The following is an 18,651-nucleotide window of genomic DNA, read 5'->3' as shown; positions in this document are numbered from 1 at the left end:
TCCGCTACTTTCCGCGAGCAACGCCACCCGATGTCTTCACCGGTTTCGCATCGCCGGAACCATCGCTTACAAGAGCACGCTTGCCAGAAGCAAACTCAAACGGAAGCGTTGATCCGTAGCGTTGGCGGAACGGCAACAGGTCAAAAACATTGACTGCACCGCCGGCGTCGTAGTCCAGGTTCACGTCATAGTTGACGTCTCCATCGACGCTTCCGTAAACCTGTCGGAAACTCAACAAATCGAAAATGTTCACGGTCCGATCACCGGTCACGTCGCCATAGTGCGTGTAAAACGCATCGGCTTCCACATTGCCAAACGTGTAGTCCTCGCCCATCGGAATGCCATCACGCAGAACCAGATGGCCTGCAATCGAGAGCTGATAGTTTCCGTCTTCCAGCGACCCGTTTGCGTTTCGGGTGTGACTGTCAAATTGAATCGTAGCCACCGTTTGTCCGCCGGAAAACTGTTCGTCGACGCTAATCGTGACGCTTTCATTCGACTCTGCAGTTTTCGTGCTGCGTTGCAGAATAGAAATCGCACCGGGCTCAATCGTGACGTCGCCATTGAACCTTACCGTTACCGTTTCCACGTTCGAACGCTGTTCATTGGCATCGTTGATTTCGACGGGGTCAAAAGTCACATTGCCGATCAAGCCAAGTGATCCATCGCCATCAAACGGATCGGACCAGCGTTCGTTCGTGTAGACATCGTTGCCCGAAAGAGTTTTCAGGAAAGCCGTCACGGCATCCCGTTCCTGCTGAGTCATCATCAGTTTCTGGCCCGGACCGTTGGGACCGCCGTGCAGTCGAGGGTCGAGGTTTGGATTGACCGTATCGTCGCGAGTGATGTCGTTGTAGTGATCGAGCACGTCGTCAATGGAGCTCATCGAACCGTCGTGCATCAACGGACCGTTTGCGAAACCTTCAGGCGACAAAATATCTCGCAAAGTTGGCGACCGTGAGTTCGTCAGGTCGACTGAACCCGGCTCAAATGCGACTCCGATGACACCGTTGTTTCGCTGAGCACCCTGCTGGGGATCGATCGCGAACTCCGCACCGCGGTGACAGGCAGCACAACCAAGCCCGCCGCCAACACGGATACCGGTACGCGGCTGTCCAGGCGGCGGATTCTGAAACTGAGGCGCCTGCAGAAACAGTTGCTTGCCGAGATTCTCTTCCTCGGAAAAGTTTGGAAACGGAGCGTTAATGTTTCCGTTGGTTGCCGTCAGACCGGCATCAAACTTTGAATCGAACGACTGGATGCTGCGAATGAACTGAGCCATCGCATCCTGCATCCGCGCCTCGGTGATCGCCGAATCGCCGAACGCCATCGTGAAAAGTGACTTGTAGTAGGACGTCGCGTTCAGTTTGACGATCAGATCATCAAAGTCTGGGTCTCCGTTTGTTCCACTGAAACCCATCTCGGCATGATCCTGGATCGGCTGAGTCACTTGCTCCTCCAAGGAATCAGCTCGCTCGTCCCAAAAGAAGCGACGTTCGTCACTGAAGCGGCTGTTGATCAACCGCATCGAATGTCGACCGGTGACTCCATTGACGCCCGAACTGACGACAGCCAACTCCGAAAAAGCAAACTCCTGTCGGTGGCAGCTTGCACAGGAGACCGTGTTGTCGCTGGAAAGGTTCTTGTCATAGAACAGCACGCGGCCAAGGGTTGCCGTTGCGTTGTCGATCGCGTTTCCGGGAGGCGTGTTATCCTGCTGAATATAGGCGGGAACCGTTTGGTTTTCGTAGTCGAAAAGGCTGGTCAGGTCGATCGTTCCGGCGACCAGACAAACGGTCATCAGCGTAAATGCGGCGACTGTGGCGAGCGCCATTTTGGGGAGGGACTGCATAAATTTTCGCGGTAGGAAGGAAACGGTTTCATTGAGTTCTGCCAACGCAGGATAAAGTCCACCAGAAAACTTCACAATTCTGAAAACTGGCGACACTTACCGTTTTTACCGGGTTATCGCCCGATTGCCTTCTGCGGGCGAGCAGCCGTGAATCCGGTCGAAAACTCGAAACCAGCGATGCGGCGGTCGCCAGCGGTCACGGGCGCTGAAAATCAGGTTTTTGACGTGCCAAAAAAACACAGAAGCGGCCGAACCGACATATGAGCTGTCCGTCTGACTATCTATACTCTGCGGCTTGTGATCGCAATTTGTAACTGCGGCCAAACTTTGTTCAGAAAGACCCATTTTCCCATGACTAGCGTCAAACTCCCCGACGGCAGCGTAAAAGAATTCGAAGAACAGGTGACCGTCAAAGACGTCGCCAAAAGCATCGGCAGAAGCTTGGCCAAAGCCACGCTGTGGGCCGAAGTCGACGACCAACCGGTGAAGCTGGATTATGAGATCCCGGCCGGAGCCGAGGTCAGCATGAAGCTGATCACCAAAACTCGGGAAGGCACGCCAAGTGATGAAGCCCTCTCAACGCTGCGGCACAGTTGTGCTCACGTGATGGCTCGCGCGGTGATGCGAATCAAGGACAAGTGCCAACTGGCGTTTGGTCCGGCCCTGGAAAACGGGTTCTACTACGATATCAAATGCGAGCCGCCGTTAACGGAAGACGATTTCCCGGCGATCGAAAAAGAGATGAAGCGGCTGATCGAGCTCGACGAGCCGTTCGAGCGCATCGTCAAAGAACGCGATGACGCGATTCAAATCTGCAAAGACATGCAGCAGGAATTCAAAGTCGAACACGTGACCGAAGGTCTGGCCGACGATGAAACGCTTTCGTTTTACCAACAAGGCGAGTTCCTGGACCTTTGCCGCGGGCCGCACATTCCGACACCGAAAACGATCGGTGCGTTCAAGCTGATGTCGCTGGCAGGAGCTTACTGGAAAGGCGATCAGGATCGCGAGCAGTTGCAGCGACTCTACGCCACCGCGTTCTTTACTCAGAAAGAACTCGACGCGCACCTGGAAGCGCTCGAAGAAGCCAAGAAACGCGACCATCGTGTGTTGGGGCGAAAACTGGGGCTGTTCCACATCGATGAGATGGTCGGGCAGGGCTTGATCCTGTGGACTCCGAAAGGCGCCTTCGTTCGGCAGCAGTTGCAGGACTTTATCTCCAGCCACCTGCGTCGCCAGGGCTACGATCAGGTCTTCACTCCGCATATTGGCAAACTGGAACTCTACAAAACCAGCGGCCACTTTCCGTATTACCAGGACAGCCAATACCCAGCGTTGGTCGATCGCGAACATCTGGCGAAACTGGCGTCGGAAGGCTGCACTTGCGGCGAGCTTTCGAACAAGATGAGCGACGGCGAAATCGAAGGTTACCTTCTTCGCCCGATGAACTGCCCGCACCACATCAAGATCTACGATTCGCAGCAGCGAAGCTATCGCGATCTTCCGATTCGACTGGCCGAGTTCGGCACGGTTTATCGCTACGAGCAGTCTGGCGAAATCGGCGGGCTGACTCGCGTCCGCGGGTTCACGCAAGATGATGCTCACCTGTTTTGCACTCCGGAACAGGTTGGCGACGAAGTGAAGGGCTGCCTGGAGTTGGTGAAAACTGTTTTCGCGACGATGGGCATGGACGACTACAGCGTGCGAGTCGGATTGCGCGATCCGGATTCGGGCAAGTACGTTGGCGATCCGGAAAACTGGGACAAGGCAGAACAGGCCTGTCGCGAAGCGGCCCAATGGTTGGGCAAACCGTTCACCGAAGAGGCCGGCGAGGCTGCGTTTTACGGTCCCAAGATTGACTTTGTGGTCAAGGACTGCATCGGGCGATCGTGGCAATTGGGGACTGTCCAGGTGGACTACAATCTGCCGGTTCGGTTCGACCTGAGCTACAACGGGGCGGACAATCAGGCTCATCGTCCAGTCATGATCCACCGGGCTCCGTTTGGTTCGATGGAGCGATTCATCGGCGTGCTGATCGAGCACTTTGCGGGAACTTTCCCAATGTGGCTGGCCCCGGAACAGGGGCGAATCCTGACCGTTAGCAACAAGGCCGAAGGCTACGCTCGGGAAGTTCAGGAGCAGATGAAGTCATCCGGTTTGCGGATCACGGGCGACTATCGCTCGGAAAAACTCGGGGCGAAAATCCGAGAGGGCCGTTTTGATCTGCTGCCATATTTGCTGATTATTGGCCCCCGTGACGCGGAAAATGGCACAGTTTCGATCCGCGATCGCTACAAGGGCGATCTTGGCGCGATATCGGTGACCGAAGCCATCGCGATGCTGGTGGACGAGGTCGACAACAAAACCGTGCGGAAACGTGAAGACGAAGATGATAAAGATGATGCTTAATGGCGGAAGTACGTCGCCAAAAGTATCAATGTGAGAAATTCGCCGAATCAACTCTTCAATGTTGACGCAGGCACATAAACTATCCAATAATCTGGTGCTGCCGTTAGATTGCTAAATCTTGCGGCAGTACACTGCTGCGACATTTCGTTTTCCGTCGTAGCCGTTCACTATTTTTTCTGAGGAACCAACAATCGCCAAAAAGCAGCAGAACCGGATCAACGATCAGATCCGAATCACGCCCATCCGTGTCATCGATCAGGATGGTACACAGTTAGGAGTCATCTCAACCGCAGACGCTCTCAAAAAAGCCCAGGACCAGGGGCTCGATCTGGTTGAAGTCGCACCGGAAGCCAAGCCTCCCGTTTGTCGCATTATGGACTTTGGTAAGTTCAAGTACGACAAGAGTAAGCGGACTTCAAAAAACAAGGCTCATCAAACGAAGCTTAAAGAGATTCGCGTTCGTCCCAAAACAGGCGAGCACGATATCAACTTCAAAGTCAAGAAAGCGGTTGGCTTTCTTAAGCACAACGACAAGGTTCAGGTAACCGTGCTGTTCCGTGGCCGCGAAATGGCTCACATCGAAGAAGGTCGCAAAGTGATGGAAGGCATCATCAAGCAGCTTTCCGAGTTTGGCAAAGTCGAGAACCGACCGTCGCAGCAATCACGAAAAATGATCTGCACGATTTCGCCGCTCAAGACATCGTAGGCTGCGTCGCGCTGGCGGCTGCATGGCGCTGGACTTAACCAAGTGAATCAGGTTTACGAAAAAAGGCCACGTCCGATGACGTGGCCTTCTTTATCGTGATCTCAAAAGTTCGCTTGTGCTGCTAGAAGCAGAACTCTAGTCCGTAGTAACCGCCGCCCAACATCAGGCTGCCGTTGCTGTTGGCACTCAGCAGCTCGTTTGGATCTGTGTAGTCGTAAGGCATTTGGTCGGCAGCAAGTGCGACACCGCTGACTCCGATCGCACGGTATCCAAGTCGGATGCGTGTGCGACACGACAGGTGGTAAAGGACTCCGAAGTCCAGCTCACCAAGAAACGCAACGTCGTTCTTTTCGTCGTTGTAGCTGAACGGACGACCGGCAGAAGGACCACCGTTGACTTGAGCAATCTCTCCGTTGAGATCCGTGATGTTCTGCATCGTGCGGATATTGTTGTTGAACACGCCGCCTTTGACGCCGCTAAACAATCGCAGTTTCGAACCAAGGCAGTACTCGTTGCGAGCACCCAACTGGAATCCGAGAAGACGGTTGCGAGCCTCAAGGTTGTAGAAGAAGTCCGAAGGAACCAACGGGTAAGCAACATTGTCAATCGATGACGTGTACTGCAGGCTCTCGTTGAATTCGAACCAGCGGAAACCGCCAAGCAGCTCATAGAATCCTTTGCGATTGTTGCGACCGCAGAACGTTCCGCCGTTGCGAAGGACGTTGAATTCAAGATTGTTGATGTCTGTTTCACGAACGATTGTTTGAGCAACCGTGTTGGCGTAGATATCGTAAAGGTCGCGGCCTGAAGAAACGTGGATCAGCTGATCGAGCCCCTGAATGTTTGTCGCAACGTTGGCTCCGGTCAGAATTGCCGCCGAACGACCAGGGTTGAGTGCCCAGTAGCCGACTTCCATTCCGCTGCCGCTGGCGTTGCGTGAAGCCAGAGTCACACCAAATCCGTCAAACGTTTGCTCATCCGCGTCGTTGGTGTAAAGCGTGTCGCCGCTCGGGTTTTGGGCGAGAAAACGATTGTCTTCGTAGTCACGCTGGAAGTACATTCCGGTCAAGCCAATCGTGTAGTTGGCACGAGGACGCTGCGGTGCGGCAACGTAAGTAGGTGCCATCACGGCCTGCTGATAGATCGGCGTCGAGTAGACGGGTGCAGCACAGGCTGAACCGGCAGATCCAGCAAACAGACTGCTGTTGCACATCGAAGGAGATGCCATCGGAGTGCTTCCGACGAAGCTGGTTCCCGTGTTGACCATGCCGCCCATCGCTGGTGCAGAGATCATTGGAGCAGCGGTCGCCATCGGAGCCATACTTTGCATCGGCATAGCGGACTGCATTGGTACCGCGCCTGCCATTGGAGTCGACATCACCTGGCCGGCCGTCGCAGCAGAACCGACAACGCCTCCCATGGACCCGCCTTGCAGGACGCTGCCGTGGACTGCGCCCGTTGGAGCCGACATCATCGTCGCGCCGCCGTTGACGGCCCCCGATTGAACGCCGTTCATTCCATACATGGCGGTGCTTCCTTGCACCATCGCGCCGCCTTCCATGGCGGAACCCTGCATGGGTACTCCCGGCTGCATCATCCCTTGTCCCAGCGAGCCCATGTTGTTTCCATAGCCGGCTCGCGACAGAATCGACTGATAGGAACCAATTTCTGATGGTTGGTTCCAGCCGTGCTGGGCGTTAGCGGTGCCGACCATCGTCACGAGGGTGACAATCGCCAACCAGTTCTGCCACATTCGTTTCATCACAAACTCCTTTAAGGGTCGAGCATCCTGGCTCAACGAGTACAGGAACGCTGTTTTGTTTTTGGCAACGGAGAGTGATGATCCAAACGCCGGACAAAGCCGACAAAGCGCACCACATGCGGAATCTCTACGTTGCGTGCAAGAGTCATCGTCATCACAACCGGAATAATCGAAGTGCGAATGGCGTTGAAATCGGAAAATCCGGAATCACGACCAGCGCCACCTGCAAATTCGTCAAAACCTGGCAAGCTTACCCATTTTTCGCACGTCGTATCTGCAAGCATCATGGGAATCCAATATGATGATCTTCGGTGTTCGACTGGCGGTCGAAACCCTGTCCCTGAAACCAACGAGTAAATCCATGTCGCAATACCCAGAAGCCGAATACGCAACCCAACAGAAGGGCTATCACCAAGGACCGAAATCGACCAGCGGCTTGGCGATCGGAAGCCTGGTGCTCGGTGTTTCCAGCTTCATTTGCACGATCTTCACGGGAGCGATTGCGATCATCCTGGGGATCATCGCGTTGTCAAAGATCTCTTCGAGCAACGGCAGGCTCGCCGGCAACGGGCTGGCGATTGCAGGCATCGTCACTGGGGCACTCGGCTGTGTCTGGACACTGATCATGATCGGGATGCTGCTTCCAGCGGTTCAACAGGTCCGCTCCGCCGCCAGAAGAACGATGACCATGAACAATATGCGACAGATGTCGCTGGCGAACTTGAATCACGAATCGACCTATATGAGGTTCGCCTCAAATATCTCCGAAGAAGATCCGGAATCAGGAGAGAATCTCAGCTGGCGAGTTCACTTGCTACCCTACCTCGGGTACCAAGAGCTTTACAACCAGTTCAAACTCAACGAGCCTTGGGACAGTGCTCACAACAAGTCGCTGATTGGCCAAATTCCTGAAGTGTTTCAACATCCGCAAATCCAGGCTGAACTGCCCGAAGGATATACCGTGTTCCAGTTTGCTGTCTCGCCGCCAGGCACCGAGAACCCCGCGCTGTACGTGCAAGGAGAGCGGGGTGCGACGTTCGGAGAAATCACAGACGGGTCCTCCAACACAATCATGATTCTGGAAACTTCCGCCGCTGCCGCCGTGCCGTGGACTCAGCCCAAGGACTGGCAATTCGATCCAGATGACCCAACTCGCGGCGTAGGCGATTCGTTTCCTGGTGGTTTCGTCGTTACGTTTTGCGATGGAGCGACCAGTTTCATCGATGACGGCATCGGCGCTCAAAACATGAAATCTCTGGTGACTCGTTCAGAAGGTGACACGCCAAACCATATGGCGTACTAGAGAATGGGAGCGAAATCAGCCAGGTTGCCTTGACTCCCAAAATGGCAAGGCAAGTTTAACGGCAAGCCGCAGGCGACGGTGTACGAATACAGCAGGCGACGGTGTACGAATGCAGCCCTCGCCTGTAGCTCGCCGCTATGCAAAGGGTTCGATTGCCTGGTTTGACCAATCGCAATCTGCATCCCTACGCGACCTTGAGTTCCGCCACCTTGCGGCTCAACAGGTAAAAACCCGCCACCGCGAAAACGCCAACTCCGGTGCTTACGTACCACAACAGGTGCGGATTTCGCTGGTACGCCGCCGTTCCGATCAGCGGCGCAATCGTCCCCGCCGTTGAGTACATGATCGCGTACCAACTCATGTACATTCCCTGATCACGCCCCAGCGAACGCTTGGCTACATAGCCTGACCCCAGCGGAAACATGAACATCTCGCCGACCGTAATGACGACCATCGACAGAATGCAAAACCAGTAGGTGCTTCCCAGCGGCAGCATCCCAAATCCGATGCACGCAAGGAAACCTCCCCAGCCGATCGTTCGCAGCAACGAAAACCGCCGGACCCAGTTCAGCAACAACATCTCGACGGCCACGATGATGATCGTGTTGACTGAAAACAGCAGCCCGATCATGACCTCGTCCAGCTGATAATGCTCCTCAAGGTACTTCGGATACGTGGCGTGAAACTGAAAGAACACCAGTCCGATCGCCAGCATTAACAGCAGAAACGCGACGAACTGGCCGTCCATCAACGGCGAGCCCTTCGTCTGGTTTCCTTCGGCAAGCTTTTGCCTCGCAGCAGCATCCTTGTTCTTTGAGTAACGACGAAAGCCAAAGCTCAGCAGCAAAATGATGGCACCGACTCCGGTGGTGATCCCGTCAACGACAAACAACCACACATAGTCGATGTTCGCCAACAAGCCTCCCACCGCAGGCCCAACGGAGAACCCAAGATTCACAGCCATCCGCTGCAACCCGAACGCCCGCGTATGCAATTCCGGCGGCGTGAACTGGGCGACGGCAACGCCATTGGCCGGTCGCACCGATTCAGAGAAAACGCTGAACAGGTACACGATTCCGGCGACTCCCCACCACGAACTGAACAGCGGCACCAACAACAGACTGGGCACCGCCAGGGTCAGCCCAATGATCTGCGTGCGAATCGCGCCCAGCGGCTTGACCAGCTTTCCGCCCAGCCACGACCCCGTCATCGAACCGAGTCCCCAGACGCTAAAGATGCCGCCGGCTTCGACCATCGTGAAGCCAAGCTTGTTGGTCAGATACAGCGTCAGAAACGCCAACACCATCGCTCCGCAGCGGTTCACAAAAAGAGCCAGCGACAGCACCCAAACTTCTTTCGGCAGCCCGCCATAGGCATCTCGATAGGCGTTGGCAATCGAGCGAACCATGTGCGGCGTCTTTCCTGTCTGAGTGTTGAATGGTGTAAGAATGTCGGACCACAACGGCCCAGTCAGGTTCGCAGAAAAAACGGCCGCCGCCAACGAGGCCTCCATGTTTTAATTCTTTAAATATTTAGCTTGACCGCCCGCAGTCAGCCCGTTAGTTTTAAGGAATTAAATTTACAGACTCTCGCGATACTTGCTGGAGCCCCGACATGGCACGTCCTTCTTCTGAACATCCAACCGAAGCGGAGCTGAGGATTTTAAAAGTCCTGTGGCACGAGTCGCCGAAAACGGTGGACGAAGTTCGACAATCCTTGGCCGACGATGATCGCGAGCTAACGCATAGCTCGGTCATCACGCTGATGAACATCATGGTCCGTAAGGGATATCTGAAGCGAGAAAAACGTGGTCGCGCGTTTGAGTTCACTCCGCTGATCGAAGCCCAGAGCGTTGGTCGCAACCTGCTGGGCGATCTGGTGGAACGCGTTTTCGATGGTTCGGCTCATTCGGTGATGCTGGAACTACTCGAAACGCACGACATTGATTCGGACGAAATCAAAGAGATCCGAAAACTGATCAATCGTATCGCGAAGGAGCAAAGCTAATGTCATTCTTCACGCTTGAGTCATCGTTTTGCTGGAATGTCGTCACCGCATTGGCTCACTCGATCTGGATCGGGTGCGTCATAGGAATCTTTGCGTGGGCCGCGAACTATTTCCTGAGCGGTCGATCGCCGAACTGGCGCTACTGGCTGAACTTTACCGCCCTGTTGGCTTTCGCGGCTTTGTTGCCAGTCGTGTTTTTTCTACAGCCCGATTCGACTCCGGTTGCACTTGCTGCTCGGATCGGTATCGAAACAGGATCGGCAGAATCTGCGTCGCCAACAAGCGTTGAGTTTCCCAATTCAGAGATCGTTGCTCAGTCGACGACAAGGGAACTTGCATCGCCTTCGGTTGCTGAAACCAATACGCTGAACGCCAATCAATCCGACGGCAGGTTCGTTCTACCGGCGTGGTTGATCCATTCGATCGCCTTCGGGTATCTGCTGGGCGTGTGCCTGATGTGCTCTCGGTTGTCGTGTGCAGTCCGAAGCAGTCAACGAACACTCGCGACCTCCTGGGCGATTTCAGATCAGGCAATATTGCAACCGTTTGAACGTGCACTTGCTTCGTTTACTCTGCGATGCAAGCCGGCGATCGCTGAGTCCGGAAAGATCGTTGTCCCGATGGTTGCCGGGTTCCTGCGACCGGTCGTGTTGCTGCCAGCTTCCATCGTGTCGGAGCTCTCTCCTGAGGAAATCGAATCGGTGTTGCGTCACGAGTTGGCTCATCTTTATCGCTACGACCATGTGTTGATTGTTGTGCAGCGGCTCGTCGAATCGATTCTGTTTTTTCATCCGGTCACGTGGTACCTGAGTCGACGAATTCACGAGGAACGTGAGCATTGTTGCGACGAACTGGCGGTGGCGACGGGCGTTAGCCGCATTGAATACGCGAACACGTTGCTGAAAGACGCCGAGCATGCACTGGCTCGCGCGGAAGCCGAATCGAGCCGCCCTGAACCGGTTGTCCTCGCAGCCGACGGGAATCGTCCGTCAAAACTTCACGGCCGAATCGCGAGGCTGTTGGCAGCAGATCGGGCGAAACCAGCCACCGGGCACAAACTGCTGCGTTGTCTCGCCGGTTTGCTGATCGTTTCAGCCGTTTGGGTCGCTGGCCAGGCCTTCGCAAACAGCGAACTTGCCAACGACGACGGCCAGGCGGAAGCCCAAGTCGAGGCCCAAGTCGACGACGACTCTGACATCGCCACAGAACTGATCGAAGTACTGAAAAAGGGTCGCGAAAATGTAGATGCGGTGAAGACGGGTCACATTCGATTCAAAAATTTCGCAAAAGGATCCGTGGGCGGAACGTTGAATCCAGATGACTGTGAGGCGATCGTTGAGAAACTTTCACCCATCGATAGTCCGCGGAAAATGAAAATGCTTGTCGAGCAACTTGCTGACTTTTCGGCAGGAGAGAAATCAATCCCAGGCGATGACGTTGAGCTCCATTTTGATCAACATCGAACACGCGAGTCCATCAATCGAATGGGGCAGAAGGGCAAAACGGATATCCACATTACGGATCAGAATCTCTCTCTGCGATGGGACGCTGCCAACTATCAGATGGACATTTTGCCTGTCAACAAACGGGTCTACCACCAATTCAAGAAACACGAGTTTCTCAAATCGGTTTTGCCAATTGGCGGGAGTCCTTTCATCGAGGAAACCAAAAAGCGTTTACGATCCGCGGAGATTGCTCGCACGGATTCGGGCTTTCTGGTCAAGCAAAAGCTCGGCAAGAACAACCAGTCGCCAGATCATGAAATCAGGATATCGGAAACGAGTGGCCTGCCAATTTATGAGTACATCGAGGGTCAACACGGGCCAACCATTCGCTATTGGCTGGATTGGAAAACATACCCTGACGGCATCCTCTTTCCTGGAACCGTGATTAAACTTGGGTTCAAAGAATATCGACTGGGGTTCCTTTCTGTTCAACGAGTCGAATCTGCGAGGTTCAACATTGATTTGGCGGATCACCTGTTCGTGATGTCTGCTCCCGCCGGGGCCAACGTTATTCGAGACGGCAACCATTTCGGGGTCATGAAAGAAGACGTTTTCGATGTCACGTCAGAGGCGGAGTTGAAAGCTGGCCGTGACGCCAGATCAAAACGCGAACTCTCTGCGGAAGAAAAACGCGGAGTGATCGCTGCAAGGGAACTGTACTCACTAAAGGACGGCGAAGTCCTGAAGCGAATTGGACCTCCGTTTCCTTTGGCGCAGAAATACGTTCGCCAAATGCTAAAACTTGATCCCGATCGACGTCGAGCTCCACAAGACACGTCACGGATTCTGGAATGGAGCGAGAACGGCGACATTTCGTTTCGCCATTTCTACCGCGGAGGCGTTTTCAAGGTTCGACAACTTGCGGAGCAGATATTCCAACTGCATTCGTCTGCAATCGAAGGCGACCCCAATCTGCTGAATGCGAAAATTTCAGGTGACTTCGTGGTTCGCGCCGGAGCATCCAGAGAGGAACTTGAATCTGCGTTTCGCAAAATGCTGGAAACCGAATTTCAGTCGAAGATGAAAGTCGAAACGGTCAAAGTCGATCGGCCGCTTTACGTCGCCAGTGGCTCGTTGACGCTTAACTTTGAGGACGGCCAAAAGGAAGTCAGCGTCAACGCCGGCCCCAGCGAAAAATCGTATCCGGAGATGATTCAAAGCGGAGATGTAAAAAGCTTTCTGAGTTCGTTGTCCGAATACATCAACTGCAGCATCGCCATGGGCGAAATCTCCAACGACGACCAGAAGTTCACGTGGAGCGAACGAGCTTACGGGCTCGAAGACCACGCTCCCGAAGATCGTTTCGACTTCCGTATTGAGAACGTACTGGAAATTGTCAGCCAACAGACGGGTCTAACGTTTGAGAAACGGAGTTCGCCAAAGTCGATCCTGACGATTCAACGTAGGGGCGACTGAATTGGCCAACTGAATTCCTGTCCGCATCTGTCCCCGCAGGTTGGCTTCGATTATCCTTCATGAGTCCAAACTTCCAACCGGATGGTACTCATGAGCAACGACAATCCATTTTCTACGCCGACCGAACCGGGCAAGTCGCCTGCGATAGCTTCACTGGTCAACCGACCTGAGATCACCGTTCGCGTGATTGTTCTGGGTTTGATCCTGTCCGTCGTGATGGGTGCCGCGAATGTTTATGTTGGGCTCAAAGCCGGCATGACGGTGTCGGCGTCGATCCCGGCGGCCGTGATGGCGATGCTGCTGTTTCGATTGCTGTTCAAAAATTCGTCGATCCTCGAAGCCAATCAGGTGCAGACCTGTGCGTCGGCTGGCGAATCGCTGGCGGCCGGAATCATTTTCACAATGCCGGCGATGATTCTGATCGGCTATTGGGACAGCTTCGATTTTTGGACCATCACCATCATCGCTTTCACCGGAGGACTGCTGGGGATTCTGTTCATGATCCCGATGCGGAAAGTTTTCGTGGTCGACAATGATGAACTGAAATATCCCGAAGGTATCGCCTGCGCGGCGGTCCTGCAAGCCGGAGAAGACGGCGCTGACGATGGTGCAGCTCAAAGCTTGATCGCCGGAGGAATTCTTGGCGGACTGTTCAAGTTTGTCGGTGGATTTCTGGCGTTGCTCAGCAGCAGTCTGGAAACGGCAACGATCTCCGGTTCTCGAATCTTTTATTTTGGAGGCGACCTGTCTCCGATGCTCGTTGCCGTCGGACTGATCGTGAGGCTCAATGTTGCCATCCTGATCTTCATCGGTGGCGCAATTGCCTGGCTGATTGCAATTCCAATGATCGGCGGAGGTGACCCCACGGCCGAAGCAAGCGCCGTCGATCAAGCCTACGGAATCTGGAACGCCAAGATTCGCTATTTCGGCGTCGGCGCCATGGTCGTTGGCGGTTTCGCATCGTTAATCTCTGTGCGTCACGGGCTGATGGCCGCGATCAAGCATATCACCTCCGGCGACGGCACAGACAATGACGACGCCTCGCAACGCGACATTCCGACGTTCGCAATTTTGCTTCTTGGTCTGCTGTGTGTCGGTTTGCTGGCCATGGTCAACTACTGGTTTACACAAGCCCCCGGAATCACAGTTCTTGCAACCATCATCATGCTGGTGATGGGTTTCTTTTTCACTGCCGTCGCGAGTTATATCGTCGGCCTGGTCGGTAACTCGAACAGCCCTGTTTCCGGCATGACGATCACGGCCGTTCTGGTAGCCGGTGCGATGCTGTATTTGTTCAACTACTCGGGCACCGAAGGCATGGTGGCGACGTTGGGAGTTGCCGCCATCGTCTGCTGTATTGCCTGTACCAGCGGCGATGTTTGCAATGACTTGAAAACGGGTTCGATCGTCGGGGCGTCTCCGTTTCGGCAACAGATCATGCAAATCCTTGGCGTTTTCGTGGCCGCATTTGTGATGGCACCGATCCTGACGCTGCTGCATGAAAACACACCGGACGGACTTGGAATCGGTGGCCGTGATCTTCCAGCGCCACAAGCCGGCCTGTTCGCCAGTTTGGCCGAGGGATTTTTCGGTGACGGTGAACTTGCGTGGGACATGGTCGGCTACGGCGCGATCCTTGGCGTCGTGATCCTGGGGATCGACGAATATCTCAAACGCAGCGGAGCAAAGTTTCGTGCTTACCTGATGCCGATCGCCGTTGGAATGTACTTGCCGTTCGGGTTGGCGACTCCGATCCTGATCGGTGGACTGATCGCCTGGTTCTACACTCGCGGCAAGGCAGAAGAAGAACATGAGTCAATCCTGCACCGTGGGGTTCTGTTTGCGTCTGGCGTGATCGCCGGTGAAGCTTTGACTGCCGTGGGAATCGCAGCGTTTGCAGCATTCGGAATGAAAGCGTTGGATCTTGGTCAGACGCCTGGCGTCACCAACGTGTTGTCGATCAGTGCAGCCGTTTTGGCGGTTGTTGCGTTCTTCGTCATGAGCCGTCCGAAGAAATAGCCTGTGCAACCAGAGGAAAAATCAGGCCAATGGCGAGGCCGACTGCTGGTCATCGCCGCGGCGGTACTGTGGAGTTCCAGTGGCTTTTTCGCCAAGGCTCCGATCTTTGCGGATTGGCCGATCGAAACTCGCGGCGTCACGCTGACATTTTGGCGAGCATTCTTTGCTTCGTTGATGCTGATCTTTTTCGTAAGGAAGATTCAGTGGACGACGCGACTGCTGCCGATGGTCGCGACGTTCGCGTTGATGAATTGGACTTACATGAGTGCCATGGTGCACTGCGAAGCGTCATTGGCGATTTGGTTGCAGTACACCGCTCCGGCTTGGGTGTTTCTGTTTTCGTGGCTATTCTGGAAGGAAAAACCGGAGCCCAGAAACTGGATACTGTTAGGTTTCGCAGCGGTCGGCGTCGGAGTCATCCTGTGGGCAGAAATTACCGGAGCATCATTCAGGGGAGTCCAGTTTGGTTTGGCGTCTGCGGTCTTCTTTGCCGGCGTGATCGTCTGTCTGCGCGGGCTGCGCGACATCGATGCGGCCTGGTTGGTGTTCCTGAATCACGCCGTCACAGCGGTACTGTTTTCACCCAGTGTCCTGACCAACGAGGCCACGTGGCCGAGCGGTTCACAGTGGATCTACCTGGCCCTGTTTGGGATGCTGCAAATGGGATTGCCGTACGTCCTGTTTGCTCGCGGCCTGCGTACGGTCTCCAGCCATGAGGCCAGCGGCCTTTCGTTGCTCGAACCGGTTCTGGTGCCGTTGTGGGTGTTCTTTGCCTGGCGAAGCGCAGTCGACTATCAGTTTCCCGCAACCACAACGCTGATCGGCGCCGCTCTGATTTTGTTTGGACTGTTGGCCAGCCTCGACTGGCCACGCAAAAGGGGCACAAATTCGAAAAATTGATTACACTTGGCAAAGTGCTGCCGCTTGCAATTGGATGCGACGGCCTGGAACCCAACACGCTGAGTAACCCATGAGCGATATCGACCCGGCGATCGAAGCCATTCGCCAGGCAGTCAAACTTGCACCCGGAAACGTGGAACTGATCACGCATCTTTGCAACGTGCTGATGGAACACGGCAAACATGAAGACGCCGAATCCGAATATCGAAATGCACTGCGTCAGCAACCTTCCAGCGAAACGTTGCAGCTTGGTCTGGCACGTTGTTACTACTTGCAGGGAAAAAATTCGCACGCGATGTCGATTCTGGAAACGCTGGAATCACAAGACCGAATGTTCCCAAAGGCGATGGTCCTGCATGCCAAACTGCTTTTTCGAGACGGCGATGTATCGTCCGCAGTTGCACGCTACAAAGACGCCATCGATCGCGATCCAGAAAGCGAAGACGCTGACTTCGCCAGCCTGTTGGGCATCGGAAACTGGAACGCTGACAGTGAAGAAGAAATCGTCGATGGACGAATCCGGGCCGGCGTCAGCGAAGAGGTCGACTCGTTGGACACAAACATCGAACGGCCAAAGCTCAGCTTTTCCGATGTTGGCGGCATGGAAAGCGTCAAAGAGGACATTCGCCTAAAGATCATTTATCCGCTTGAACACGCCGAGATGTACGCGGCTTATGGAAAGAAAATTGGCGGCGGGATCCTGCTCTACGGAGCACCCGGTTGCGGCAAAACGCATCTGGCCCGGGCGACTGCCGGCGAAGTCAAAGCCACGTTCATCTCGGTCGGCATTAGCGACGTCCTCGACATGTGGATCGGCAACAGCGAGCGAAATCTTGCCGAGATCTTCGATCGGGCCAGAGCTAACGCACCCTGCGTCCTGTTTTTCGATGAAGTCGATGCTCTTGGAGCGAGCCGATCCGACATGCGGCAAAGTGCTGGGCGTCATCTGATCAACCAGTTTTTGTCCGAGATGGATGGCGTCGACAAATCCAATGATGGACTACTGATCATCGGCGCTACGAATGCTCCCTGGCATATCGATACAGCGTTTCGTCGTCCAGGGCGATTCGACCAGGTGATCTTTGTGCCGCCGCCGGACGCTGTGGCTCGGGAAGAGATTCTTAAAATGCAGCTCGCGGGCAAGCCACAGGAAGCAAAACTGGATCTTGGAAAAGTCGCGACCAAGCTGGCTGACTTTTCAGGCGCCGACCTTATGGCGGTTGTGGACCGGACGGTTGAAGCAAAACTTCAGGACGCCATCAAATCTGGTCGCCCGTCACCGATATCGACGAAAGACTTGCTGGCTACGGCCAAGCGTGCGACCGCGACGACCCGGGAGTGGTTTGCCACGGCTCGCAATCACGCTCTATACTCAAACCAGGGTGGGACCTACGACGACATTTTGAGCTATCTGAAAATCAAAACATAAGTCCATGGACCAACATCACCAACGAGCCCAACTGCTTATCAATCAGAACCGATTCGAGCTTGCCGAACAGGAGCTGGGTGCAATTCTGACCAAAAATCCTCAGGATGCCGTTGCGCATTTGCTGATGTCGATTTGCTACAAGCACACCAAGCGATACCGCGAGGCAACCGATTCGGCGCGACAGGCGATCTCTTTGCAGCCCGAGAACCCTCGCTGTCACCTGATTTTGGCGTCCGTTTACCTGATGCGAAATCGATACGACGAAGCCGAAGCCTCCGCGATGGAGTCACTGCGGCTTGACCCGTACGACGAAGATACGTGTGCCTTGATGGCGCAGTTGAAATACTCGCAGAAGGATTGGGAAGCATCGCTTCAATGGGCCAAGAAAGGGCTGGAGATCGATCCCGACGAACCGTCCTGCCAAAGCCTCAGAACGCTCGCACTGGAGAGACTGGGACGCAGAGATGTGGCCGTCGCGACATCGAAGGAGGCTCTTTCGAGAAACCCTGACGATTCCTACACCCACGCGACCCACGCCTGGGCACTGCTTAACAACGGCGATCACAAACAGGCTCAGGAAAGCTTTCGCGAAGCATTAAGGCTGGATCCAACCAATGACTTTGCCAAACAAGGCATGATTCAGGCGCTCAATGCGAACCACTTTCTGTTTCGCATGATGTTCAAGTGGTATTCCTTCATCGGGAGAATGTCGGACAAGCTGCAATGGGTGATCATTCTGGGATTGTTTTTTGGGAACCGGATTCTGAACTCGCTGGCCGAAAGCTACCCAGCGATCGCGCCCTACGTTCAGCCGATCGTGTTCCTGTATTTGATCTTTGCGATCACGACATGGATCGCCAATCCTGTCTTCAATACGATCCTTCGTTTCAATCGTTATGGAAAGTATCTGCTGGACGATCGGCAGGTGATGGCGTCCAATGTGATGGCCGCAATGGCCGCTTTCGGATTGATCCTGGGAATTGTATTGGCGCTCGCATTTCCGGAAGAGCGACTGTTGAACTTCATGATTGGATTCGGGTACGCGCTGTTCATGCTGATGCCAATCGCGGCGACATTTAATTGCGAAGACGGCTATCCGCTGATCGTGATGACAGTCGTTACTGTGACGCTGGGCGTGTGGGGGCTGGGAGCGATTGGCATGATGTTTGTGGTGCCCGGTTTGGCCGTCTACATGCTGATTGGCTTCATTTACGCGAACATTGGCTCGCAATTTCTCGGGAATTACATGGCATCGGTGGAAGTACAGCGTTAAACTCGCACACGGGCCCGCTGCTTGACTGGCCCGCAAACTTTACCTCACCCGAACGACCCTAACGGCATAT

General features: G+C 54.6%; 13 protein-coding genes. 9 read left to right on the top strand and 4 right to left on the bottom strand.

From position 1 onward, the window contains the following. Nucleotides 1-4: 4 nt before the first annotated feature. A complete protein-coding gene (locus tag MFFC18_RS01895; protein ID WP_084417172.1) occupies nucleotides 5-1,834 on the bottom strand; it encodes a cytochrome c peroxidase in 1,830 nt (609 codons plus the stop codon). 369 nt (nucleotides 1,835-2,203) lie between these two features. On the opposite strand from MFFC18_RS01895, the gene thrS reads away from it, so the two are divergent. Both thrS and infC read left to right on the top strand, forming a co-directional pair. Continuing rightward, nucleotides 2,204-4,261 (top strand): threonine--tRNA ligase, encoded by a 2,058-nt coding sequence (gene thrS / locus MFFC18_RS01890; protein ID WP_075084838.1) that lies wholly within the window; start codon nucleotides 2,204-2,206, stop codon nucleotides 4,259-4,261. A 169-nt stretch (nucleotides 4,262-4,430) separates the two neighbouring features. Further along, nucleotides 4,431-4,967, top strand: a complete 537-nt coding sequence (gene infC, locus MFFC18_RS01885) for a translation initiation factor IF-3 (protein ID WP_075084839.1) — start codon at nucleotides 4,431-4,433, stop codon at nucleotides 4,965-4,967. 121 nt (nucleotides 4,968-5,088) lie between these two features. Here the strand turns inward: infC and MFFC18_RS01880 are convergent, their stop codons facing one another. Beyond that, complete coding sequence (locus MFFC18_RS01880; RefSeq protein ID WP_075084840.1) at nucleotides 5,089-6,729, bottom strand: BBP7 family outer membrane beta-barrel protein; 1,641 nt, start codon at nucleotides 6,727-6,729, stop codon at nucleotides 5,089-5,091. Between the two features lie 32 nt (nucleotides 6,730-6,761). Beyond that, a complete protein-coding gene (locus MFFC18_RS01875) occupies nucleotides 6,762-7,016 on the bottom strand; it encodes a hypothetical protein (protein WP_075084841.1) in 255 nt (84 codons plus the stop codon). A gap of 74 nt (nucleotides 7,017-7,090) precedes the next feature. Here MFFC18_RS01875 and MFFC18_RS01870 point away from each other — a divergent pair, with 74 nt between their 5' ends. After that, nucleotides 7,091-8,032 carry a DUF1559 family PulG-like putative transporter gene (locus tag MFFC18_RS01870; protein WP_162273960.1) on the top strand — a complete coding sequence of 314 codons (942 nt, stop codon included), beginning with the start codon at nucleotides 7,091-7,093 and terminating at the stop codon, nucleotides 8,030-8,032. A 184-nt stretch (nucleotides 8,033-8,216) separates the two neighbouring features. On the opposite strand, the gene MFFC18_RS01865 is transcribed toward MFFC18_RS01870, so the two are convergent. After that, entirely contained in the window at nucleotides 8,217-9,545 is a 1,329-nt protein-coding gene (locus MFFC18_RS01865) for an MFS transporter (RefSeq protein WP_075084844.1), read from the bottom strand. Nucleotides 9,546-9,646: 101 nt separating this feature from the next. On the opposite strand from MFFC18_RS01865, the gene MFFC18_RS01860 reads away from it, so the two are divergent. The 6 genes from MFFC18_RS01860 to MFFC18_RS01835 all read left to right on the top strand — a co-directional run bounded on the left by MFFC18_RS01860 (nucleotide 9,647) and on the right by MFFC18_RS01835 (nucleotide 18,581). Beyond that, nucleotides 9,647-10,039 carry a BlaI/MecI/CopY family transcriptional regulator gene (locus MFFC18_RS01860; RefSeq protein ID WP_075084845.1) on the top strand — a complete coding sequence of 131 codons (393 nt, stop codon included), beginning with the start codon at nucleotides 9,647-9,649 and terminating at the stop codon, nucleotides 10,037-10,039. Continuing rightward, complete coding sequence (locus tag MFFC18_RS01855) at nucleotides 10,039-12,960, top strand: M56 family metallopeptidase (RefSeq protein ID WP_075084846.1); 2,922 nt, start codon at nucleotides 10,039-10,041, stop codon at nucleotides 12,958-12,960. The genes MFFC18_RS01860 and MFFC18_RS01855 overlap by 1 nt, the downstream gene beginning before the upstream one ends. A 90-nt stretch (nucleotides 12,961-13,050) precedes the next feature. After that, nucleotides 13,051-14,979, top strand: coding sequence for an OPT family oligopeptide transporter (locus tag MFFC18_RS01850; RefSeq protein WP_084417159.1), 1,929 nt, complete (start codon nucleotides 13,051-13,053; stop codon nucleotides 14,977-14,979). Nucleotides 14,980-14,982: 3 nt separating this feature from the next. Beyond that, entirely contained in the window at nucleotides 14,983-15,879 is an 897-nt protein-coding gene (locus MFFC18_RS01845) for a DMT family transporter (protein ID WP_075084847.1), read from the top strand. Between the two features lie 70 nt (nucleotides 15,880-15,949). Then, nucleotides 15,950-17,308 (top strand): AAA family ATPase, encoded by a 1,359-nt coding sequence (locus tag MFFC18_RS01840; RefSeq protein WP_075084848.1) that lies wholly within the window; start codon nucleotides 15,950-15,952, stop codon nucleotides 17,306-17,308. A gap of 4 nt (nucleotides 17,309-17,312) precedes the next feature. Further along, nucleotides 17,313-18,581, top strand: coding sequence for a tetratricopeptide repeat protein (locus MFFC18_RS01835; protein WP_075084849.1), 1,269 nt, complete (start codon nucleotides 17,313-17,315; stop codon nucleotides 18,579-18,581). The last annotated feature ends 70 nt before the right edge of the window (nucleotides 18,582-18,651 follow it).

This window comes from Mariniblastus fucicola (assembly GCF_008087665.1).
Lineage (GTDB): Bacteria > Planctomycetota > Planctomycetia > Pirellulales > Pirellulaceae > Mariniblastus > Mariniblastus fucicola.
This window is presented reverse-complemented; position numbering and strand designations above follow the sequence as displayed.